This is a genomic window from Bradyrhizobium sp. CB2312 (assembly GCF_029714425.1).
Taxonomy (GTDB): domain Bacteria; phylum Pseudomonadota; class Alphaproteobacteria; order Rhizobiales; family Xanthobacteraceae; genus Bradyrhizobium.
Window position 1 is genome coordinate 6,307,799 of record NZ_CP121668.1, and the last position, 22,276, is coordinate 6,330,074.

Annotated in this window: 21 protein-coding genes; 10 read left to right on the plus strand and 11 right to left on the minus strand. The window is 65.1% G+C overall.

The features are described from left to right. The first annotated feature begins 80 nt into the window (after nt 1-80). The 7 genes from QA642_RS30970 (at nt 81) to QA642_RS31000 (ending at nt 6,578) form a co-directional block, all read left to right on the plus strand. Entirely contained in the window at nt 81-950 is an 870-nt protein-coding gene (locus QA642_RS30970) for an ABC transporter ATP-binding protein (RefSeq protein WP_283080239.1), read from the plus strand. After that, the gene (locus tag QA642_RS30975) at nt 947-1,732 is read left to right on the plus strand and encodes a class II aldolase/adducin family protein (protein ID WP_283080240.1); all 786 of its coding nucleotides are present in this window, start codon (nt 947-949) and stop codon (nt 1,730-1,732) included. Before QA642_RS30970 ends, QA642_RS30975 begins: the two co-directional genes overlap by 4 nt. 23 nt (nt 1,733-1,755) lie before the next feature. After that, entirely contained in the window at nt 1,756-2,772 is a 1,017-nt protein-coding gene (locus QA642_RS30980) for an ABC transporter substrate-binding protein (RefSeq protein ID WP_283080241.1), read from the plus strand. Next, the gene (locus QA642_RS30985; RefSeq protein ID WP_283080242.1) at nt 2,769-3,584 is read left to right on the plus strand and encodes an ABC transporter permease; all 816 of its coding nucleotides are present in this window, start codon (nt 2,769-2,771) and stop codon (nt 3,582-3,584) included. The genes QA642_RS30980 and QA642_RS30985 overlap by 4 nt, the downstream gene beginning before the upstream one ends. Beyond that, entirely contained in the window at nt 3,581-4,339 is a 759-nt protein-coding gene (locus tag QA642_RS30990; RefSeq protein WP_283080243.1) for an ABC transporter permease, read from the plus strand. Before QA642_RS30985 ends, QA642_RS30990 begins: the two co-directional genes overlap by 4 nt. A 4-nt stretch (nt 4,340-4,343) precedes the next feature. Next, the gene (locus QA642_RS30995; RefSeq protein ID WP_283080244.1) at nt 4,344-5,648 is read left to right on the plus strand and encodes an LLM class flavin-dependent oxidoreductase; all 1,305 of its coding nucleotides are present in this window, start codon (nt 4,344-4,346) and stop codon (nt 5,646-5,648) included. A gap of 69 nt (nt 5,649-5,717) precedes the next feature. Then, nucleotides 5,718-6,578, plus strand: coding sequence for an alpha/beta hydrolase (locus QA642_RS31000; RefSeq protein WP_283080245.1), 861 nt, complete (start codon nt 5,718-5,720; stop codon nt 6,576-6,578). Nucleotides 6,579-6,657: 79 nt separating this feature from the next. Here QA642_RS31000 and QA642_RS31005 read toward each other — a convergent pair whose 3' ends face one another. The 10 genes from QA642_RS31005 to QA642_RS31050 all read right to left on the minus strand — a co-directional run bounded on the left by QA642_RS31005 (nt 6,658) and on the right by QA642_RS31050 (nt 17,516). Further along, nucleotides 6,658-7,044, minus strand: coding sequence for a Rieske (2Fe-2S) protein (locus tag QA642_RS31005; protein ID WP_349253803.1), 387 nt, complete (start codon nt 7,042-7,044; stop codon nt 6,658-6,660). After that, nucleotides 7,037-7,741 (minus strand): ABC transporter ATP-binding protein, encoded by a 705-nt coding sequence (locus QA642_RS31010; protein ID WP_283080247.1) that lies wholly within the window; start codon nt 7,739-7,741, stop codon nt 7,037-7,039. Before QA642_RS31010 ends, QA642_RS31005 begins: the two co-directional genes overlap by 8 nt. After that, nucleotides 7,734-8,516, minus strand: coding sequence for an ABC transporter ATP-binding protein (locus tag QA642_RS31015; RefSeq protein ID WP_283080248.1), 783 nt, complete (start codon nt 8,514-8,516; stop codon nt 7,734-7,736). The genes QA642_RS31010 and QA642_RS31015 overlap by 8 nt, the downstream gene beginning before the upstream one ends. After that, nucleotides 8,516-9,562 carry a branched-chain amino acid ABC transporter permease gene (locus QA642_RS31020; protein WP_283080249.1) on the minus strand — a complete coding sequence of 349 codons (1,047 nt, stop codon included), beginning with the start codon at nt 9,560-9,562 and terminating at the stop codon, nt 8,516-8,518. Before QA642_RS31020 ends, QA642_RS31015 begins: the two co-directional genes overlap by 1 nt. Next, nucleotides 9,559-10,431, minus strand: coding sequence for a branched-chain amino acid ABC transporter permease (locus tag QA642_RS31025; protein WP_283080250.1), 873 nt, complete (start codon nt 10,429-10,431; stop codon nt 9,559-9,561). Before QA642_RS31025 ends, QA642_RS31020 begins: the two co-directional genes overlap by 4 nt. A gap of 131 nt (nt 10,432-10,562) precedes the next feature. Then, complete coding sequence (locus QA642_RS31030) at nt 10,563-11,717, minus strand: ABC transporter substrate-binding protein (protein WP_283080251.1); 1,155 nt, start codon at nt 11,715-11,717, stop codon at nt 10,563-10,565. A gap of 92 nt (nt 11,718-11,809) precedes the next feature. Continuing rightward, nucleotides 11,810-13,009, minus strand: a complete 1,200-nt coding sequence (locus tag QA642_RS31035; RefSeq protein ID WP_283080252.1) for a 2Fe-2S iron-sulfur cluster-binding protein — start codon at nt 13,007-13,009, stop codon at nt 11,810-11,812. Then, complete coding sequence (locus QA642_RS31040) at nt 13,006-13,842, minus strand: FAD binding domain-containing protein (protein WP_283080253.1); 837 nt, start codon at nt 13,840-13,842, stop codon at nt 13,006-13,008. The genes QA642_RS31035 and QA642_RS31040 overlap by 4 nt, the downstream gene beginning before the upstream one ends. Continuing rightward, nucleotides 13,839-16,229 (minus strand): xanthine dehydrogenase family protein molybdopterin-binding subunit, encoded by a 2,391-nt coding sequence (locus tag QA642_RS31045; protein ID WP_283080254.1) that lies wholly within the window; start codon nt 16,227-16,229, stop codon nt 13,839-13,841. Before QA642_RS31045 ends, QA642_RS31040 begins: the two co-directional genes overlap by 4 nt. Nucleotides 16,230-16,238: 9 nt before the next feature. Further along, nucleotides 16,239-17,516, minus strand: coding sequence for an amidohydrolase/deacetylase family metallohydrolase (locus QA642_RS31050; RefSeq protein WP_283080255.1), 1,278 nt, complete (start codon nt 17,514-17,516; stop codon nt 16,239-16,241). A gap of 156 nt (nt 17,517-17,672) precedes the next feature. On the opposite strand from QA642_RS31050, the gene QA642_RS31055 reads away from it, so the two are divergent. The 3 genes from QA642_RS31055 (at nt 17,673) to QA642_RS31065 (ending at nt 20,841) form a co-directional block, all read left to right on the plus strand. Beyond that, nucleotides 17,673-18,167 carry a MarR family transcriptional regulator gene (locus QA642_RS31055; protein WP_283080256.1) on the plus strand — a complete coding sequence of 165 codons (495 nt, stop codon included), beginning with the start codon at nt 17,673-17,675 and terminating at the stop codon, nt 18,165-18,167. A gap of 287 nt (nt 18,168-18,454) precedes the next feature. Further along, nucleotides 18,455-19,873 carry a cytosine permease gene (locus QA642_RS31060; protein WP_283080257.1) on the plus strand — a complete coding sequence of 473 codons (1,419 nt, stop codon included), beginning with the start codon at nt 18,455-18,457 and terminating at the stop codon, nt 19,871-19,873. Between the two features lie 14 nt (nt 19,874-19,887). Beyond that, on the plus strand, nt 19,888-20,841 hold the full coding sequence (locus tag QA642_RS31065) for an acetamidase/formamidase family protein (protein WP_283080258.1): 954 nt from the start codon (nt 19,888-19,890) through the stop codon (nt 20,839-20,841). Nucleotides 20,842-20,866: 25 nt separating this feature from the next. On the opposite strand, the gene hydA is transcribed toward QA642_RS31065, so the two are convergent. Then, nucleotides 20,867-22,276 (minus strand): dihydropyrimidinase, encoded by a 1,410-nt coding sequence (gene hydA, locus QA642_RS31070; protein ID WP_283080259.1) that lies wholly within the window; start codon nt 22,274-22,276, stop codon nt 20,867-20,869.

Here is a 22,276-nt window from a genome sequence, read left to right on the forward strand (position 1 = left end):
CGCACTGGCACACGAGTTGCTAAGAGATTTTAACGCGGCCCGCTTTCGTATGCGAATGGCCGCTGCCATTATACAAGGACATGCTGGTGCAGGCCGCTCGCCTCCCCGATTCCGGACCGACTATCGAAGCCCCGCAGGCTCACCCGAAGCCCGAGCCGCTGCTCGAGCTGCGCGCGATCAACAAGACCTTCGGTGCTGTCGCGGCCCTTTCGGGGCTTCAGGCGAGCATCGCCCCCGGCGAGTTCGTCACGGTCGTCGGCCCGAGCGGCTGCGGCAAGAGCACCCTCTTCAATATCGTCGCCGGCCTCGAAGAGCCCGATGTCGGCGGCATCCTGCGCTTCGAGGGCAAGAGCTGCCACGCCGCCGACCTGCTCGGCCGCGTCTCCTTCATGCCGCAGCGCGATTTGCTGTTTCCCTGGCGCAACGTCGTGGACAACGCCATCCTCGCGCTCGAGGTCGAGGGCATGCCGCGCGATCAGGCGCGCGCCAAGGCGCTGAAGATGCTGCCCGGGTTCGGCCTCGCCGGCTTCGAGAAACAATATCCCAATCAATTGTCCGGCGGCATGCGCCAGCGCGTCGCCTTGATGCGCACCTTCTTGTTCGAGCGCGACCTGATGCTGCTCGACGAGCCGTTCGGCGCACTCGACGCGCTGACGCGGGCGATGATGCAGCGCTGGCTGCTCGATGTCTGGCAGAAATACCGCCGCACCATTCTCTTCATCACCCATGACGTCGATGAAGCGATCTTCCTCGGCGACCGTGTGCTGGTCATGACCGCGCGTCCCGGCTCGGTGAAGCTCGAACAAATCGTCGATCTGCCGCGACCGCGTAAGCCCGAGATCGTCACCTCTCCCGAATTCGTGCGGCTCAAGCGCACGCTGCTCGATGCGATCGAGGAGGAAAGCATGAAATCGTTCCAGTCCTCGATCGCTCAGGAGAAGTCGCAGTGAACGCGATGTCAGCCAGAGAGCACGCGCCACATGGCATCGAACCCGCCGAGTGGGATGCCCGCATCAAGCTCGCGGCCTGTTATCGCATGGTCGCAAAGCTCGGCATGGACGATCTGATCTACAATCACATCTCCCTGCGCGTACCCGGTACCGAGGATCAGTTCCTGATCAATCCCTACGGGCTGCTGTTCGACGAGATCACGGCGTCGAGCCTCGTCAAGATCGACACCAAGGGCAACAAGCTCGACGACAGTGCGCAGGCCGTCAACGTCGCGGCCTTCGTGATCCATGCTGCGATCCACACGTCGAACCATGACGCGGCCTGCGTGCTGCACACCCATTCCGACGCGAGCGTTGCGGTCTCCGGCCAGGAGAAAGGCCTGCTGCCGCTGAGCCAGTTCGCGATGCGCTTCTACGAGCGCCAGGCCTTCCACGACTACGAAGGCGTCGCCATCGACCTCGACGAGCAGACGCGCCTCGTGCGCGACCTCGGCCCGCACAAGGTGATGCTGATGCGCAATCACGGCATCCTCACCGTCGGCCGGACGCCGGGCGAGGCCTTCATGCTGCTCTATTATTTCGAGCGCGCCGCGCGGATCCAGCTTCAGATGCAGGCGGCGGCCGCAGCCGGCGCCACGCTGGTGATGCCGCCGCACGAGATCTGCGAAAAGGCCGCTCGCCAGTTCTGGCAATTGCAGGGCGACATCCTCGTGCCCGGCGAACGCGAATGGCCGGCGCTGATGCGCCAGCTCGACCGCACCGATCCGTCTTACCGCAATTGATTTTCACCGCCTGGAGTATGACCATGTTGAGCCGACGCCACGCCTTCGCCGTCCTCTCCGCCATCGCACTGGCGACCGGCTCCCTTGTCACGGCTGCGCCAGCAGCCGACTTGCAGAAGGCGAGCCTGCGCCTGAAATGGTTGCCGCAGGCGCAGTTTGCAGGTTTTTACGTCGCGGCCGCCAAAGGCTACTACAAGGCCGAAGGCATCGACCTCACCATCAATCCCGGCGGCCCCAATCTGCTCACCGAGAACCTGGTCGCGACTGGCGCCGACACATTTGGCTTGTCCGGCGGCACCGACAGCGTGTTCGCGGCGCGCGACAAGGGCCTGCCGATCGTCTGCATCGGCGTGTCGCACCAGATCACTCCCTTCATCTTCGTCACCCGCAAGGACGGGCCGGTGAAGACGATCCAGGACTTCAAAGGCAAGACCGTCACCACCTGGTTCACCGGCGCCAACCACGTGCTCAACGGCATGCTGGCCAAGGAAGGCGTCAAGCCGGACGAGCTGAAGATCCAGCCGCAACAGGTTTCGGTGACGCCCTTCGTCGACGGCAGCGTCGATGTGGTCACCGCAACCTATTACAACGAGTTTTACACAATCCAGTCGCGCATGCCGAAGGACAGCCTGAAGACCTTCGTCGCCGAGGATTACGGCATCACCTTCCCGCGCGACACGCTGATCGTCGCCGAGGCGACCGCCAAGGAGAAGCCGGAGCTCGTCAAGGCATTCCTGCGCGCTTCGCTGAAGGGCTGGAAGGACGCGTTCTCGGATCCCAAGGGCGCCGTCGACACCGTGATGGCCGCAGCCCCGACGCTCGACCGCGCGCAGCAGGAGTTCATGCTCACCGAGGTGAAGCGCTTGATGACATCTGGCGCGGCCGCCAAGAACGGCATGTTCTGGATCGACGCGGACGCGGTCAAGACCGCCCACGACTTCTTCCTGAAGTACGGCGTGATCTCCAAGCCGGTCGATCTCGCCGCGGCCTATGACGCCAGCTTCATCCAGAGCGTCCCGCAGGCGGACCGGCTGCCGTGAGCAGCCCTGCGGCGACATCGCTTGATGACGGGCGAGCGGCTGCACGGTCGATCACCATGCCGGATCCGCTGCGCAAGGTGATCCGGCTGCTGCTCGGCCTTGCCATTGCGGCGGTGATCTGGGAAGGCGCGGTGCTGCTGTTCGGCATCCGCCCCTATTATCTGCCGCGCCTCAGCACGATCCTGATGGCCATGGCGGCGACGCCGCGCGCCTATGTTGACGGCTTCCTGCGGACGCTTGCCGAGACGCTGATCGGCTTCGCCTCCGGCGGCGCTTTCGGCGTGCTCATGGGCATCCTGTTCTTCCGTATCCGGGCGCTGCGCGAGATGATCTTCCCGATCTTCGTGGTGTCGCAGACCATTCCGGTCATCGCCTTCGGCGCGCTGGTGGTGCTCTGGTTCGGCAACACCTTACTCGCCAAGGCAATCATCGCATTCTACCTGACTTTCTTTCCGGTAACCGTGAACACGTTGCTGGGCCTCGAGACGGTCGACCCCAAGCAGGTGGCGCTGATGCGCAGCTTCGGCGCCTCCAACCGCCAGCTCCTGCTGCGCCTGCAGTTGCCGACCGCGCTGCCGCAGATCTTCGTGGCGTTGCGGCTCGCAGCGTCATTGAGCCTCGTCGGCGCCATCGTCGGCGAATGGTTCGGCGACACCACCGGCCTCGGCGTTCTGCTGCTCCAGGCCATGTTCACCGAGAACGTCGTGGCGATCTGGGGCGCCCTGCTCGCTGCGGCCCTGCTCGGCACCGGCTTCTATGCGGTGGTCGCCGCGGTCGAGCGGCGGCTGGTGTTCTGGAGCGCCGAGCAATGAGCCGCGCGATCGCCTCCCCCTCGCTCGCCGTTCAGCGCGGCTTTTTGGGCGCCGTCCTCCTGATCGCGTGCTGGGAAGGCACTGCGCGCGGACTGCATCTGCCGGCCTATGTGCTCCCCGCGGTCAGTGATATCGTCGCGGGCCTCTGGTCGAAGCGCGCAACGCTGACCGATGCCGCCGGCTACACTCTCTTCGAGGCGCTGGTCGGCTACGGGCTCGGCTGCCTGATCGGCATCGGCCTCGCCATCGCCATCGCATTGGTCCCGGCACTGCGCAGTGCGATCCTACCGCTTGCAACTGCGATCAATTCGGTGCCCGTGGTCGGCTATTCACCGCTGATCCTGCTGTGGTTCGGCATCGGCGTCAGCTCGAAGATCGTGATGGTGGCGATGGCGGTGAGCTTCACCATCCTGCTGTCGATGCTGGCCGGGCTCGACCGGGTCGATCGCCGCGCCGTCGACCTCATGAAGAGTTTTGGTGCCAGCCGCCTCAGCGTGCTCTGGCGATTGCGACTGCCAACCGCCCTGCCGCTGCTGCTCGCCGGCATGCGCGTCTCCACCGTACGCAGCGTCATCGTGGCGATCGTCACCGAGATGCTCGGCGCGCATGGCGGGCTCGGCTGGGTGATCTACCAGGCCGTGCTCCAGATCGATTTCGTCCAGGTCTGGTCGGCGATCTTCGTGGCGTCTGCGGCGAGCCTCGCCTTCTTCGGCCTGGTCGGCTTCCTTGAGCGAAAATTCTTGTTCTGGACATGACGCCATGAAACGACAGATGCATCTCGGCCTGTTCATCCTCGGCACCGGCAGTCATGTCGCGGGCTGGCGTTATCCCGGCGCAGTCGACAGTTTTCAAGACTTTACGGCGATCCAGGAGATCGGCCGCACTGCCGAGCGCGGCAAGTTCGACCTGATCTTCATGGGCGATAATCTCTATGCCGATGCGGCGGCCCATCCATCCTACACGCTGCGGCTGGAGCCGCTGACGATGCTGGCGGCGCTTTCGACATCCACCAGCCATATCGGCCTCGGCGCCACCGTCTCCACCACCTACAGCGATCCGTTCTCGGTCGCTCGCATCTTCGCGTCGCTCGATCACATCTCTAAGGGCCGCGCCGCGTGGAATGCCGTGACGACGGCCAATCCGGCCACGGCCGCGAATTTCGGCACCACCCATCCCGATCACGCCCGCCGCTACGAGATGGCCGGCGAATTCCTCGATGTGGTCAAGGGCCTGTGGGACGGCTGGGCCGATGACGCCATCGTCGCCGACCGCAGCAGCGGCCTCTACATCGATCCGGCAAAACTTCGCCCGATCGACCATGACGGCGCGTTCTTCAAGGTGAAAGGCCCGCTCAACATCGGCCGCAGCCCGCAAGGCCGTCCCGTCGTGCTGCAGGCCGGCGGGTCCGAGGCCGGTCAGGCGCTTGCCGCGCGCACCGCCGACATCGTGTTCTCGGTGGTACAGGATATCGAGGAAGCCAAGGCCGGCTACGCCTCGCTGAAGACCCGCCTGCCGGCGTTCGGCCGCGAGGCGGAGGATGTCACGGTGCTGCCAGGTGTGATGCCCGTCGTCGGCCGCACCGACAAGGAGGCCTTCGAGAAGCTCAACGTGCTCCAGAGCTTCGTCAGCGGCAGCAACGCGCTCGCGATTCTCTCCGACCGGTTCGGGCGTGACATGTCAGCCTACGATCTCGACGGGCCGATCCCCGACATCGCGCCCTCCGACAGCTATCACAGCTTTGCCAGTGTCATGCTAGCCAAGGGCCGCCGCGAGAACATGACGCTGCGCGATCTCTACAATCTCACCGCCGCCGCCCGCGGCCATTGGGTGCTGTGCGGCTCGGCCGAGCGCATCGCCGACACGCTCCAGCAATGGTTCGAGGAGCACGCCGCCGACGGCTTCAACGTGATGCCGCCTTACTTCCACGAGGGCTTCGAGGACTTCGTTGAGCTCGTCGTGCCGATCCTGCAGGAGCGCGGGCTGTTCCGGAGCGACTATGAGGGCACGACATTGCGCGAACATCTCGGCCTCGCACGGCCCGCCAATCCGTTCTTCGCAGGTTAGAGCACGCGGGCGATCCGCAGTGCCACGGAAAATCGCAACAGTGGTGCGGACAAGCGCATCGGAGTGATTATGATTGAGAATGCTCATTCGACAGGTCGACCGCTCGATCCCCGTTCCGCATGGTCCGGGCTATCCCAGGCAGAACGCGACGCCGCCTACGACAACAACGCGGCCGTCAAGAACAGCACGGCCCTGATCGCCGAACGGAACGAAGCCTCCAGCCGGCTGCGAGGCACGCTGAAATCCCATCTCGATCTGGCTTACGGTCAGCGGGCGAACAACAAGATCGATCTCTACCCGGCCGCCAGGCCTGAGGCGCCCTGCCTGGTGTTCCTGCATGGCGGCTATTGGCAGCGCAATTCGCGCGAGTTGTTCGCCCTGCTCGTCGAAGGCATCGCTGCCCATGGCTGGTCGGTTGCCATTCCCGGCTATTCGCTGGCGCCTGAGGTTTCCCTCACCGACATCGTCGCCGAAGTCCCGCGCGCGCTCGACTGGCTTGCCGCAAACGGCGCGTCCTATGGCGTTGCCGGACCGGTCGTCTTGTCGGGTTGGTCCGCCGGAGCCCATCTCGCAGCGATGGCGCTGAACCATCCGAGTGTCCATGCGGGACTGGCGATCTCAGGCGTGTACGAGCTCGCACCAATCCGCGATACCGGCCTCGACAACGCGCTGAAGCTGACGGACGAGGAAATCGCCGCGCTGTCGCCGTTACGCCTGCCCGTCACACCGAAGCGGCTCGACATCGCCTATGGCAGCAACGAGCTGCCGGCGCTCGTGTGCGATTCCATCGATCTCCACGACAAGCGCGCGGCGGCGAAGGCCCCCGGCAAGCTCATTCCGGTCGACGGCGCCGACCATTTCACCATTCTCGAGGCCCTACGGCGGCCAGACGGGGTCCTCGTCGACGCCGTCCGCCGGTTGCTGGACTAAAACGCGAAAACAACCCCATGCACAGTAGAGATGCCGTTGTTTTCAAAGACGAATTTTGCAGGCACGTCGACACCATCGATCATTTTGACTCGTCGGGCAAAACAGGGGCCTGACGCCGCGCTTGCTGCTGTCGCGCTTCCACGCAGATCTGGTCGCCCGTGATCCTTATCGGGTAAAGCCGCAACGGCGGGCTCGGCCATCCCGGATTGATCGCCCCGTCGCGCAAATCGAACGATGCCGCGTGACGCGGACAGAACAGCCGACCGGCCCTCACCTGTCCGAAAGCCAGATCCGCCTGTTCATGCGGACACGCGCGGTCGCATGCGACGGCATCGCCGTCGTTCCAGATGACCAGCAAGTCGAGGCCTGCAACATGTACGGGAACGATCGTCTCCGCTCTCAGGCGGTCGAGATTGCAGACCGGCGTCCAGCCGAAGCCAGCTGAACCGGCGGCATCATCATCCACCGAGATAGGCCTTCCGCACATGCTCGTTCTCGATCAGCTCGGAGCCTGCGCCTGACAGCACGATGCGGCCATTCTCGAGCAGATAGGCGTGGTCGCACATCTCGAGCGCGGCGAACGCATTCTGCTCGACCAGCAGCACCGTGGTGCCGGCATCGCGGATAGCGCGGATGATCGCGAAGGTGCGTTCGACGATGTTGGGCGCAAGGCCGAGCGAGGGCTCGTCGAACATGATCAGCCGCGGTCGCGACATCAGCGCGCGCCCGATCGCCAGCATCTGCTGCTCGCCGCCCGACAGCGTGCCCGCCGCCTGCCGGCGCCGCTCGGCGAGCCGCGGAAATTCCGCGTAGATGCGGTCGCGGTCGGCCGCGATCTCGCCCGAACCACGGCGGAGGTAAGCCCCCATGTCGAGATTCTCCTCGACGCTCATGTGCGGAAACACGCGCCGGCCTTCCGGACAATGTGCAATTCCGCTGGCGAGCACGCGCGGAGGTCTCGCCCCGGTGATGTCGATGCCCTCGAACCACATTTGCCCTGCGCGCGGCGGCACGAGGCCGGAAATCGCACGCAGCGTCGTGCTCTTGCCGGCGCCGTTGGCGCCAATCAGGGCGACGAGCTGGCCGGCCTTCACGTCGAGCGAGATGCCGCGCAGCGCCGTGACGCCGCCATAGCCGCACACCATGTCCCGGATCTCAAGCACGTCCCGCTCCATGTCCGAGATAGGCCTCAATCACGGCCGGATCGTTGCGGATCACATCCGGGGTCCCCTCGGCAATGATGCGGCCATAGTTCAGCACCACGATGCGGTCCGAAACGGTCATCACCATCGGCATGTCGTGCTCGACCAGCAGGATGGTGATGCCACGGTCGCGGACGCTGCGGATCAGCTCGACGAAGCGGTGGGTTTCCGAGGCGTTCATGCCCGAGACGGGCTCGTCGAGCAGCAGCATCGAGGGCTCCGCCGCCAGCGCCAGCGCGACACCGAGAAGGCGCTGCTCACCGTAGGACAGCGAGCCGGCCGCATCATGGGCGCGGCGTTCGAGGCCGACCCATTCGATCAACTCGCTGGCGCGCTGCCGCAGCCTGCGTTCCGAGGCGCGCGCGCCCGGCAGCCCGAGGATGGCATCGAGCAGCCGCACCCGGCCCTGACGATGCAAGCCAATCAGGAGGTTGTCGTAGACCGTATCGTTGGGAAACACGCTGGTGCGCTGAAAGGTGCGTATCAGGCCGAGATCGGCGATCTGGTGCGGCTTCAGTCCGGTCAGCGTCGTACCCTGATAGGTGACCTGGCCTGCGCTCGGCGTCAGGAAACCAGTCATAACGTTGAAGGCGGTGGTCTTGCCGGCGCCATTCGGCCCGATCAGGCTGACGATCTCGCCCTCACCGACCGTAAAACTCATGTCGGAGATCGCGACCAGCCCGCCGAAGCGGACGGCGACCTGCTCGATGGTCATGGCAATGCTGCGGGCGGTCATCACGCCGGCTCCTTGGCACCGGTTTCGGTGAGCGCAACTGATGCCAACGGCGGCGCGCCGCTGCGCCGTCGGATGAAGCGCTGTGCGAGCGATGGCACGATGCCGCGGGGCAACACGAACAGGATTGCGATCAGCACGCCGCCATAGGCGATCCACTGCGCCTCCGGCGCCATGACCGGCCGCAGCGCGACCGGCAGCAGCCCGAAGATCAGGCCGCCGACCACGGGCCCGGCCAGCGAGCCCTTGCCGCCGCTGATCACCATGATGACCATGGTGACGGTGTTGATGAAGGCGAACACTTCGGGGTCGATGATCCGGATGTAGTGCGCATAGAGGCTGCCGGCCGCGCCCGCGATCGCGGCCGAGATCACGGCTGCAAGCGTCAGCGTCCTGGTGACGTCGATGCCGACAGAGACGGCAAGCGTCTCGTTCTCCATCAGCCCCCGCATCGCACGGCCGAAATGGGAATGAACGAGGCGGGCGATCAAGAGATAGGCGACCAGCGCCACGACCAGCACCAGATAGTAGTTCTGCATCTTGGTGCGCAGCGTCAGCTCACCAATCCAGGGCAAGGGCAGCGCGATGGATGGAATGTTGGTCAGTGCGAGCGGCCCCTGCGTCAGCTCGACCCAGTTCAGCGCGACCAGCCGGACGACCTCGGCAAAGGAGATGGTCACGATGACGAAATAGGCGCCGCGGACGCGGAAGGAGAGCAACCCGACGAAATAACCGCACAATCCGGCGACCAGGATTGCCAGCAAGAAGCCCGCAATCGGTGGCCAAGGCGCGTGAACCAGGCGGACGTCTCCGGGCAAACTGACGTCAAAGCCGAGCGACGTCAGCGCGCTGACATAGGCACCGATGCCGAAGAAAGCGATGTGGCCGAGGCTGAGCTGGCCTGTGAAGCCCAGCAGCAGATTGAGGCTCATCGCGCCGATGACGAAGATGCCGGTCGTGATCAGCGCGTTCAGGAGATAGGGATCGCGCAGCCAGAGCGGCACTGAGGCCAGGGCCGCGACGGCGAGAATGGTGACGGCGGCTCTCATCCAACCCGCTCCGCGCGCGCAAACAGGCCGGTCGGCCGGAAGATCAGGACTGCGATGATGATCACGAAACCCATGGCATCGCGGTAACCCGATGAGACGTAGCCCGCCCCCAATTCCTCGGCCAGCGCCAGGATGAAGCCACCGATCACTGCGCCCGTGATGTTGCCGAGGCCTCCAAGGATGACGATGGCGAAGGCCTTGACGGCGGCGAGATCGCCCATTTGCGGGAAGATCACGTAGACAGGCCCAAGCAGAGCGCCGGCGGCGGCGGCAAGGCTGGAGCCGATCGCGAAGGTCGAGGTGTAGATCATGTCCACGTTGACACCCATCAGCGACGCCGTGTCATGGTCCTGGAACGTCGCCCGCATCGCACGTCCCAGGCTGGTCTTGTTGATCAGCAGATAGGTGACCAAGATGAGCAGCGCTGCCGCAGCCAGAACAAACAGGCGCAACCAGGAGACCGACACCGGCCCGAGCACCAGCGGCGCCTCGGGGAATGGCGTGGCCACCGATTTGGCGACACCGCCCCAGATCCACAGCGTGCCGGACTGCATCGCGATCCAGGCGCCGATCATGACCAGCATCGTGGTATCGATGTCGGAGCCGCGCAGCGGTCGCAGCAATGTCAGTTCGATGGCTGCCCCGAGCAGCCACCCGGCAAGCACCGCAACGGGCAACGCCAGGAAGAAATTCAGCCCGAGCTGCTGCACCACGATGAACATGATGTAGGCGCCAAACGTGTAGAGCACGCCGTGCGTAAAGTTCACGACGTTCATGATGCCGAAGATCAAGGTCAGCCCGATGCCCAGCAGCGCGTAGGTGCCGCCGAGCACGAGCATATTGACCAGATGCTGAAGGAATTCGCTCAAAGCCGTTCCCGAATAAGTCGCACATGACGAGGGCGGTGATGCACCGCCCTCGTCGTCGACGAAGCGCGTTATTGTTTGAGCACGATCTTGCCGGAAAACCGTTTCACACTTTTCCGGATCATGCTCTAGATCTAGAGCGTCTTCAGCTCGACCTTGCCGTCGTTGATCTCGATGAGATAGACGTTCGGCTGGCTCTGCCCGCTCTCCTTGCCCTCGGGACCGGACTTGCGGAACACGATATCGCCGTTCAGTCCCTTGATATTGATGTCCCAGAGCGCCGCCTTGATTGCGGCTGGATCAGCCTTGCCGGCCTTCTCGATCGCCGCCGCCGCAGTGCGGATGCCGTCATAGCCGCGAAAACTCTCGGTGCAGCCGGCGAACTCGAAACCGCGCTTCTTCCATTCCGTGATGAAATAATTGGTGGCTTCCGGATTAGGCGTCTTGTCCGGGAACCACGGCAGGAACGTGGTCAGATGCATGGTGCCATTGGCGGCGGCACCGGCCTGGGCGATGATCTGGTCCGGGTTCTGCGAGCCGCCGGTGGTGATGATGCGCTTCTTCAGGCCCAGCGCGGCCGCCTGCTTGAAGATCAGGGTGAGCTGATCGACCGCTGTCGTGACGATCACCGTCTCGGAATCCGAGCTCTTGATCTTGGAGAGCTGCGCGCTCATGTCCTGCGCGCCCTGGTCCATGGTCTCGACCAGGCCGATGCTGATGCCCTTGTCCTTCATCATCTTGCTGAAGTCCTCGGCCGTGCCCCGGCCCCAGTCGTTGTTGATGACGAGGAAATCGACCTTCTTGAGCGCGAGCTTGTCGACGATGCCCTTGAACGCGGCGGCCTCGACTGCCGAGGGCGGCGAGATCCGGAAGATGAAGGGATTGCCCGTCGTCGTGATCTTGCCGGAGGACGAGGTCTCCACCACCATCGGCGTCTCGTATTCCATCAGCTTGGGCATCACCGCCAGCGTCAGGCTCGAGCCCCAGGCGCCCATCAGCACCGGCACCTTGTCGCTGGTGATGAGTTTTTCGGCGACGGCGGCAGCCTCCGTCGGGTTGCTCTTGTTGTCCTCGATGACGAGCTCGATCTTCTTGCCCAAGATGCCGCCCTTGGCATTGATCTCGTCGGCGGCGATCTTCGCGCCGTTGACGACATAGGTCCCGGAGGCCGCGAACGCGCCCGTGAGCGGCTCATTGACGCCGATCTTGATGGTCTGCGCTCCTGCCGTGCCGCCGAACAAGGCCGTCGCAAGCGCGATGGCCGGAACCAGTCCGAATGCTCGTGTCATGTTGTCTCTCCAAATCCCACGCTGTTGATATCCAGGGTCGTCCAATCCAAGGTCGTTCAAGGCTTCGTCATTCCACGGCGCCGGGACGCCGATCATTCCGCGCCACCTTTTCCAGTGAAGACGCGGCCAAACATGCGCGCCAGCCGGGCGCGTAAAACGCCTGATGCAATCGACCAGCCACTGAGCTCTACCGCGGCCGCCTGCCCCAACGGCGCGCCGGACATGTGGCGGTCGAGATTGCCCGCGAACTCCGCAACGAGCCGCTTGGCAAGATCCCGCACCAGGCCAGGCCGGCCGACCTGCGCCAGCATTCCCGTGAGCGTGTACCCGATCGAGAGCTCGACGGCGGTCGCCGCGCCGCCTTCGAGCGGAAGCAGGCGATAGCGGATCTCTCCTTGCGTGGCCGAATGGCTACGCTGGTCGGTGCCGACGCCCACGATGCGTCCCGATATAGTTGCGGGATCGCGTTCGACGCGCGCGGCGCCCTCGAAGGACGCCGCGATCGGTCCGAGCCTGACGCTGATCATGCCCTCCACGCGCGCCGGCGTCGGCGGCGCCGTCAGCGATACGCCGGGCAGGCAGGACGCAATACCGGCGATGTCATCGAACATCGCGAACACCTTTGTGGGTGGGTGCGGCAGCGTGAAGCTCTGATCGAGAACGGTCGCCGGAAGGAAATCGGCAATTCTGACCTGTGCGGCGCCGTCCGATGCCGGCACTGGGACCTGCCGCGCAGGCCTCGGCTCGTCGCCGCTGAACGCGGCTCGCCCCGATCCGGCGGGGCCGAGACTGGTCCGGCCGCCATCGGCAAGCGGCGCGATGTTGCGCGCACGCCTCGCCTCGATGACGGACTGGACGGCCCGCACAATTCCGACATAGCCGGTACAGCGGCAGAGATTGCCGCTGAGGCCGACACGGATGCGCCGCTCATCGGCATCGGGCAGACGCAACACCAGGTCGCGCGCCGAGACCAGCATCCCCGGAGTGCAATAGCCGCACTGAAGCGCATGCTCGCGGGTGAAGGCTGTGCGCAACTCGGTCGTGACCTCGTCCTCATCGAGCCCTTCGATGGTGGTGATGTCGGCGCCCGCGCAGGCCACCGCATAGGTGATGCAGGAGCGCGCCGGCACGCCGTCGAGCAGCACGGTGCAGGCGCCGCAGACGCCGTGCTCGCAACCGAGATGGGTGCCGGTCAAGTCCAGCTCATCGCGGACGAAATCGGCCAAGCTGGTCCGCGGCTCGGCCGAGACTTCGACCGCACGGCGATTGACCTGTAGTGCGATCGTGGTCATGCCGCGGCCTCCAGGACGGCGCGCTTCAACACGCTGACATGGATATGACGCTGCGCGGCGTCCTCGATGCCGGCTTTGATCAGAAGGTCATCCGCGACGCGAGCGTCGAAGCGCTGCTTGTAGTCGGCCGCGATCCGCCCGCCGAACAGCTCGGCGGCATCGGTGACAACGATCGGCGTCGTGTCAATCGCACCGATCACGACACGCGCCGAGGCCGCAACTGGGTCGATCAGCACCGCGCCGATCGCGTGGGCGAACTCGCCGGTCTTGCGGCAGCTCTTGGCATAGCCCCAATGGGCCGAGGCCGCGCGTGACGGGACGTGAATCGCCTCGACGATTTCGCCCGCATGCAGCGCTGATTCCAGGGCGCCGACAACAAAGGCCTCGATCGCCATCGAGCGAGCGCCGGCAAGACTGCGCAGCGTCACGCGCGCACCCAGGGCCGCGAGCGACGAGATCCAGTCAGCGGCGGGATCGGCATGACTGAGGGAGCCGCCGATCGTGCCGCGGTTGCGCACCGCGCGGTATGCGATGTTGGCGGCGACGCCGCGCATGGCGCCGCGGGTCACGTCGGCCGTGCGCCCGTCCTCGATGTCGGCATGGGTGACCAAGGCGCCGAGCACGAGTTCGCCACGAGAAACCTCGGCCCGCTTGAGCTCGGCCAGGCCGGAGATGTCCACGATCAGCTCCGGCTGCACCAGCCGCAGATTGAGCATCGGTCCAAGCGACTGGCCGCCGGCGATGATCTTTGCCGAACCGCCGCTTGCGGCCAGCATCGACAGCGCGGCGGCTAGATCGCCCGGACGCTCATAACTGAAGGGCGCCGGTTTCATGCCGCGCTCCTCTCAGTCGCGCGTGCAGCCAGAACGGCTTCGACGACGCGATGCGGCGTGATCGGCGATTGCATCAGCTCGACGCCGAGCGGACGCAGCGCGTCGTTGACGGCGTTGGCGATGGCGGCCGGCGGCGCAATCGCACCGCCCTCCCCGATGCCCTTCACGCCGAACTGCGTATAGGGCGACGGCGTTTCCATGTGATCGAGCCGCGCCGCCGGAACCTCGGTCGGGCCTGGCAGCAGATAGTCGGCGAGCGTCGTCGCCAGCGGCTGGCCGGAGGCATCGAACGGCATCTCCTCGTAGAGCGCGGTGCCGATACCTTGCGCCAGACCGCCATAGATCTGGCCGTCGACCACCAGCGGATTGACCAGCACGCCGCCGTCCTCGACGATCACATAGTCGAGGATTTCCACCTGGCCGAGATCAGGATCGACCGCGACCACGGCCGCGTGCGCGGCATAGCTGAAGGTCCCGCTGTCGCGGACGGGCTTGTAGCCTTGCGTCACCTCAAGCCCGCCGGGATCGACATCGGCCGGGAGATCCTGGGGGCGACGATACCAGGTGTGGGCGATCGCCCTCAGGCTGACATTGCCATTGACGCGCACTTCGCCATTCTGCAACACCACGGCGGCCGGATCGTGCTGCAACAGCTTGGCGCCGATGCGCCTTGCGCGTTCGCCGAGCTCGCGGCAAGCCGTCGCCACCGCGCCGCCGGCCATCACCATCGAGCGTGAGCCCCAGGTTCCCGTCGAATAGGGCGTCATCGCGGTGTCGCCGAGGATGATGCGGATCTTCGCAACGTCGACGCCGAGGATCTCGTGCGCGACCTGGGCAAGCGTCGTTTCCATGCCTTGCCCGTGCGAATGCACACCGACGCGCAATTCAAGGCCGCCGTCCGGCGTCAAGCGTGCCGAGGCCTGCTCATGACCCGGCACCATAGGGATGCCCCAGCCGGAATAGACCGAGGTGCCGTGCGCCGCCTGCTCGCAATAGATCGAGACGCCGACGCCGATGCGGCGACCGTCAACCTCGCCCAGGCTCTGTTTGGCACGAATGGACTCGATGTCGATGGCGGCGAGCGCGCGCCGCATCGCTTCCGGGTAATCGCCGCTGTCAAAGTGCTTCCTGGTGATGTTATCGAACGGCATCTGCTCCGGCAGCACCAGGTTGCGCAGCCGCACCTCGCCGGGCTCAAGCCCGGCTTCGGCCGCCACGAGATCAAGCATCAGCTCCAGCGCGAAGCAGACGCCGGTGCGCGCGACGCCGCGATACGGCAGGATCGGGCATTTGTTGGTCGCAACCGAGAAGGTGCGGCAGCGATAGGCCGGCATCTTGTAAGGGCCGGGCAAAATACTCGCGACCTGCGCGGCCTCGAGACAGGCCGAGAACGGATAGGACGAGTAGGCCCCGGAATCCACGGTCGCCTCGCAATCGATGCCGCGCAGCGTGCCGTCACGGTCCGCATAGACCGTGATCTTGTAATGATGCTCGCGGCAATTGGAGCTGGCGACGAGATGCTCGCGGCGATCTTCGAGCCAGCGCACGGGATGCCCATTACGCATGGTCAGCCAGGACAGGCAGACCTCTTCCGGCAGCAGAATACCCTTGTGGCCAAAGCCGCCACCGACATCGGGCGAGATGACGCGGATCTGGCCCTCCTCCATGCCGAGGCATTCGGCAAGGCCGCTGCGGGTGATGTGTGGCATCTGCGCCGCGGAATGCAGCGTGAGCTGATCGAGCCGACGGTCGAAGGTCGCAACCACGCCGCGGCCCTCCAGCGGCGACATGCATTGCCGAGCCGTCGAGATCTCGCGCGTCACCTTGATCGGCGCATCCAGCGCGGCGGAGATGTCGACCTCGTAATTGGTCTCGAGGAAGACGTTGTCGCCCCAATGCTCGTGTACCAGCGCCGAGCCGGGCTCGCGCGCCTTCAGCATGTCGTAGACCGCGGGCAGCTCCTCCAGATCGAGCGTCACGGAGGCCGCGATGTCCTCGGCCTCGGCGCGCGTCGGCGCAAGGCAGATCGCAACGAGCTCGCCGACCTGGCGCACCTTGCCGGTCGCCAGCACCGGTTGTTCGGATATCTTGAAGCCAGGCAGCCCTGACACCGCGCGGATCGGCTTGATCCCGACGAGATCGGCCGCCGTGAACACGCTGCCGCGATAACGCTCGGGCACGTGGATGCCGCAGATGCGCGCATGCGCCATCGGGCTGCGCACGAAGGCGACATCCTGAAGGCCCGCGAGCCTGATGTCGGCGACGTATTGGCCGCGGCCGCGCATCAGGCGGTCATCCTCCTTCCGCGGCAGGCGTGCGCCAACGCCCTGCCCGGACTTGCCAGAAGGAAACTCTCGTTCGTTGCGCACGCCGGCGTTCTCCCTCACCGCGCGGACTTATGCCGCGACGGCTTGCGGCAGGATCGGTGCGACCGCGTCGAAGCGCGTGCCGGCGCGGAGGCAGAAGGCCGGCTGCAGCAGGCGCTCGGCGATGACCTCGTTCTTCTCGTTGTCCTTCAGCACGAACCGGCCGTTCTTCTCCGTGAGCACGGAGACGTCGGCACCCATGCCGACCTTGAGCGCGCCGATCTCTTCGCTGCGGCCGAGCATCTTTGCGGGATTGGAGGTGACCATCGGCACCACCTGCTCCAGCGACAGACCGAGCGCCATCATCGAGCTCATCGCCTGCACCAGGCTGAACTTGGCCTGTCCTGCGAACGGATGGTTCTCCTCGTCCTCGTGCTGGTCGGGCGTTCCGGCCGGCGCGGGCACATGCGTGTTGTAGCCGTGAATATCGGCGCCGAGCGTGGTCGGAATGATGCCGGCGGCAATCGCCTTCTTGGCGAGCCGGTAAGAGAAGTGGCTACCGTGACCGACATCGACCTTCAGGCCGCGGTCGAGCGCGGCCTGGATCACCGGATGCACCTCACCCTCGCGGTTGACGAAGCCGCCGGGATGACGCGTGAACGGATGAGCGAGAACATCGCCTTCACGCAAGAGCGGGATCACGCGCGTAAGAATGGTGTCGGCATCCTCGCCATTGGCGCCGCTCTCGGGCAGGCCCCAGAGCTGGCCGAAATGCACGTAGACCGGAAGATCGGCGCGCTTGCCGATCTCAGCCGCCATCTCGATGACGCGAATGCCCCAGCGCGCGAAACCACCGATCTCGGCATGCGCCTTGATGCCGCGTACAATGTCGAGATTGGCCGTCGCCGCCTTGACCGTGGCGTCGATGTCGACGCCATCGGGACTGTAGAGCTGCGGATAGAAGTGTCCTTCGAGGCCGCCGACGAGGTAGGCGGACAGAAAGGCATAAACTCGTGAGGCCGCAGGCTCCGCGATGAAGTGACGAAAGCCGGGCAGCGTCATGCAGGACGGGCCGCCCTGGTCGACCAGCGTCGTCACGCCCGACTGCACGCCGACCATGTCCGGATTCATGCCGAAGCGGCCGGAGACATATTGATAGACATGTGCGTGGGTGTCGATCAGCCCGGGCAGCACCAGCTTGCCGCTGACGTCGACGACCTCCTTGGCGCTGGTCGGCAGAATGTCGGGCGCGACGGCTGCAATCCTGCCGTTGCGAATGGCGATGTCCTTGATGCCATCAACGCCGGAGGCCGGACAGATCACGCGACCGCCTCGCAGCAGAAGGTCGAAGCTGGCAGTAACGGACATGGGCGCTTTCCTCTTCTTGAACGAGCGACGCATCGCCCGAATTACGAAGCATGCTTCGCATTTTGACAAAAGCAAGCTTCGTGCCATGATCCGGCGGTGGCGGGCGCACTCGAATCGAGCTAAGCGCGGCGGGGTTTTGGCTTGGGAGAGTGTGCATTGCGGCAGGCGAAGACACGTCGCAGCGGGGGCAAACATCGCCCCTGGCCATTATCGCAACGTCCCGGATATCTGATCCGCCGGTTGCACCAGATTCACGTCGCGCTGTTTCAGGAGGCCTGCGGCGCGTTCGAGGTCACGCCGCTGCAATACAGCCTCCTCTCGGCGTTGGCGGTGCGCGAAACCGCCGATCAGACCACTTTGGCGGCCGATATCGCCCTCGATCGCACCACCACGACCGGCGCATTGAAACGTCTCGCGGCACGAAACCTGGTCGAGCGCGCAGTCAACAAGGACGATCGCCGGGCGCGCCTGTGCCGATTGACGTCAGCCGGCGCAGCCTTGCTGGTCAAGATCGAGGGCGCGGCGCGACGGGCACATCGCGCAACGCTGGGAGACCTCAGCGAGCGGGAACAGGCGCAGTTCATCGAAATGATGCAGCGCATCGTGGCCGGCCACCCCAGTCGCGACAGTGCCACTGCCCTATTCGACTAGACGGAGCTGCCGCGCTATTGGGTTGGGCTGCTCAATTTATCATCGTACCGCTGCTCAGTCATGCAACGTCCCTTGCCTCTCGCCCACCGGCTCGCGGAGGGGTCGCCACCTCGTGGTTGCGGCGACCATTTCATGCGCGAGGTCGAAGCGCGCTTGAGAATCCAACAGCAATCCGACGCAAGCGAGGATGTATCCGGCATCGATGCAGACCCTGCTCCGGCCGGCCACAACCGATGGCACGATTTATGCTGCGATGATGCGAAGCGTGCTTCGTATTGGGGGATGTCATGACGGATTCCGAACTTCGCGCTGATCTTCACAGCATCGAGCCAATTCCCGATGCGGACCGGGACTCAACCGGGCCGCAGCAGATGTGGATCTGGGCCGGCGCCAACATCGCGCCGGTGAACTGGGCGCTCGGCGCGCTCGGCATCATCCTCAAGCTTGGCCTGATGGAGACGATCGCGGTCATCGTGCTCGGCAATATCGTCGGCTGCGCGATCTTCGCGACCTTCACGATGATGGGGCACAAGACCGGCGTCAACCAGATGGTGCTGAGCCGGTCCGCGTTCGGAGTCCGCGGCGCCTACCTGCCGAGCATCCTGATGTTCGTGATGACGCTGGGCTGGATTGGGGTCAACACGTACTTCCCGGTCAAGGTCTCGATGGGCATCCTTGGGCAGTTCGGCGTTCCCGACACCTGGCCGATCGAGATCGCCGTCATCACGCTGGTGATGGCCGTACAGGTCCTGATCGGCATCTACGGCTTCTACGCGATACGTACCTTCGAGAAGTACACGGTGCCGCCGACCATCGCCATCATGGTGCTGATGAGCGTTTTGGCATGGACGCGTCCCGGCGTCGTCAACTGGAACTTGACGACCTCGCTGCCGCCGGGCGCGCATCTGGCGATGCTGACGCTGCTGATGACCGCGATCGGGGTCGGCTGGGGCATTTCCTGGGTGACCTGGGCCTCCGACTATTCGCGCTTCGTGCCGCGAAGTGTGCCGTCGAAGTCCGTGTTCTGGTACAGCTATATCGGCATGTTCGTGCCGACGGTCTGGCTCGGCATCCTCGGCGCGACCATCGCCTCGACGACGCTGGATACCGATCCCGCCAAGATGGTGAGCGCGGTATTTGGAGGCCCCGTCAGCATCCTGGTCCTCCTGATGGTGTTGCACGGCCCGATCGCCACCAACATCCTCAACGTCTATTCGGCGACCTTGGCAGCGCTGAGCGCGGGGCTGAAGTTCTCGCGCTTCTGGCTCACCGTCATCGTCGGCGTCGCCGGCTATCTGGTCACGCTGTACTTCATCTTCGCGCCGTCCTTTGCGAAAGCGTTCGACAACTGGATGGTCAGCCTGCTCTTGTGGATGAGCCCGTGGGCCGGGGTGGTGCTGGCCGACTTCTTCATCAAGCGCAAGGGCAAGATCGACATCGCCGAGCTCTATCGCTCGCCGGAGACCAGCGCCTATGGCGACATCAACTGGGCCGGCATGATCGCCTTCTTTGCGGGCCTCGTTGCCGGATGGCTGGTCGAAGACGGCCTCGTCGGTGCGCTGCAGGGGCCGGTCTCGATCAACCTGCTCGGCGGTGCCGACCTGAGCTGGCTGTTCGGCATCGGGGTTGCAGGCCTTGTCTATCTTGGATTGGGCAAGCTCGTGACGTCGCCCTCCTCAATCGTTGCGAGCAGCGCCGGCAGCTAGCAGCGAGCAAGTCGATGGACCACCTTCTGCGTTCCACGCCCGGCAACGTCCAGTGGGGACTCTGGGATGGACGGCTAAAGCCCGTGCTCCGGATCGCATCCGGAGACCGGGTGACCATCGAGACGCTTTCGGGCGAGCCGGACGATCTGCCTGATCCGTCGCTCGGCTTTGACATCGTTCCCGGACATGCGGAGGTGCTGGCAAGCACCGTTCGCGGTCCGGGGCCGCATCTTCTTACCGGGCCGATCCACGTCGAGGGCGCCGAGCCCGGCGACGTGCTGGAAGTGCGCGTGCTGAATATCGAACTACGCTGCAATTGGGGCTGGAACCTCCAGGTGCCGATGCTCGGCACGCTGCCCGAGGATTTTCCCGAATTCCGTCGCATCCACATTCCGCTCGACCGCGCGCGCAACGTGGCGCGCCTGCCGTGGGGACAGGAGCTGCCGCTGTCCCCCTTCTTCGGCAATTTCGGCGTGGCGCCGCCGCTCGCCTGGGGCCGTCTGTCCTCCAAGGAGCCGCGGGCGTTCGGCGGCAACATGGACAACAAGGAGCTCGGCGCCGGCAGCACGATTTACTTTCCTGTCTTCGTGCCGGGCGCGCTGTTCTCCGCCGGCGACGGCCATGCGCTCCAGGGCGATGGCGAGGTCTGCCTGACGGCGATTGAGGCCGCGCTGACCGGCACCTTCGAATTCCACGTCCGGCGCGATCTCCGCATCGCCTCCCCGCGCGCGGAAACCGCGGTCGACTGGATCACGATGGGATTCGATGAAGACCTCGACGATGCGGCCAAGGCGGCGCTGCGCGACATGATCGCGCTGATCCGCGAGAGGAGCGGCCTCAGCGCGCAGGACGCCTATACGCTTTGCTCGATCGCCGCCGACCTCAGGGTTACGCAGATGGTCGACGGCAACAAGGGCGTCCACTGCGTCCTGGCAAAATCCCGCATGCCTGACCGCGTCCTTCGCTAGAGCGCGCCGCGCGAGCTGCGCCTGGTCAGATCAGGCTCGACTTGCCGCGGCTCAGCACCTCGCCCGAGCCTTTGTCGCCAACGATCTCGCCCTGGTCGTACACGACCCGGCCGCGGGCAATGGTGGTGACGGGCCAACCGGTGACATCAAAGCCTTCCCAGGGCGTATAGTCCGCGCCGTGGTGAAGATCGGCCTGCTGAATCTTCTTCTTCAGCCTGGGGTCCCACAGCGCGATATCGGCATCGAACCCGACGCCGATCGAGCCCTTGCGCGGATAGAGACCGTAGATCCTCGCGTGGTTGGTCGCGGTCAGCTCGACGAACTTTTGCAGGGTGATGCGGCCCTTCGAGACGCCCTCGGAGAACAGGATCGGCAGCCGCGTCTCGACGCCGGGAATGCCGTTCGGCACCCAGCGGAACGAGGTGCGAGCGTTCGGCGTCAGCTTACCCTTGGGATCATCGTAGCGGAACGGGCAGTGATCGGACGAGAAAGTCTGGAACACGCCTGACGTGATGCCTTCCCAGATCGCCTGCTGGCTCTCGACATCGCGCGGCGGCGGCGAGCAGACATACTTCGCGCCCGTGATGTCCATGTTCAGGCCCTTCATGTCGTCGGCCGTGAGCGTGATGTATTGCGGACAGGTCTCGGCATGAACAGGCAAGCCGCGCTGCTGGGCCCAGCGCACCTGCTCCATCGCCTCGCGCCCTGAGACGTGCACGATCATGATGGGAACGCCGATCACCTCTGCATGGCTGATGGCGCGATGTGTCGCTTCGCGCTCGACCGCCTGGGGCCGCGACGTGCCGTGATAGTAGGGCGCGATGTGGCCCTCGCGCTCGAGCCTGCTGGTGAGGAAGCGAATGGCGTCGTAGCCTTCGCAATGAACCATGACCAGCGCCTCCTCGCGGCGCGCAACCTCGAACACCTCGAGCAGCTGCCTGTCGCTGAGCACGAGGTCGTCATAGGTCATGAACACCTTGAACGAGGTATAGCCGTCCTTGACGAGGGCCGGGAGCTCCTGCCCGAGCACGACCGCAGTCGGATCGGAGATGATAAGGTGGAACGCCGTGTCGATATAGCACTCGCCCTCGGCGAGCTTGCGATAGTTCTCGACACAGGTGCGCAGCGAGGTGCCTTTCTCCTGCAGCGCGAAGGGCAGCACCATGGTGTTGCCGCCGGCCGCCGCCGCGCGCGTGGCCGAGGCGAAGTCGTCGGCCATCACCACGTCGGGGCCTGAAGCTTGCGAGATGTGGACGTGGCTGTCGATGCCGCCCGGCAGCGCCAGAAGGCCCGTCGCGTCGATCTCACGGGCCGCGCCCTCGATGCGGTCCGAGATGCTGACGATGCGGCCGCCGCGAATGCCGATATCGGCGCGAAACTCGTCGCTAGCCGTCACGATAGTTCCGCCGCGAATGGCGAGATCGAGCTGCGTCAC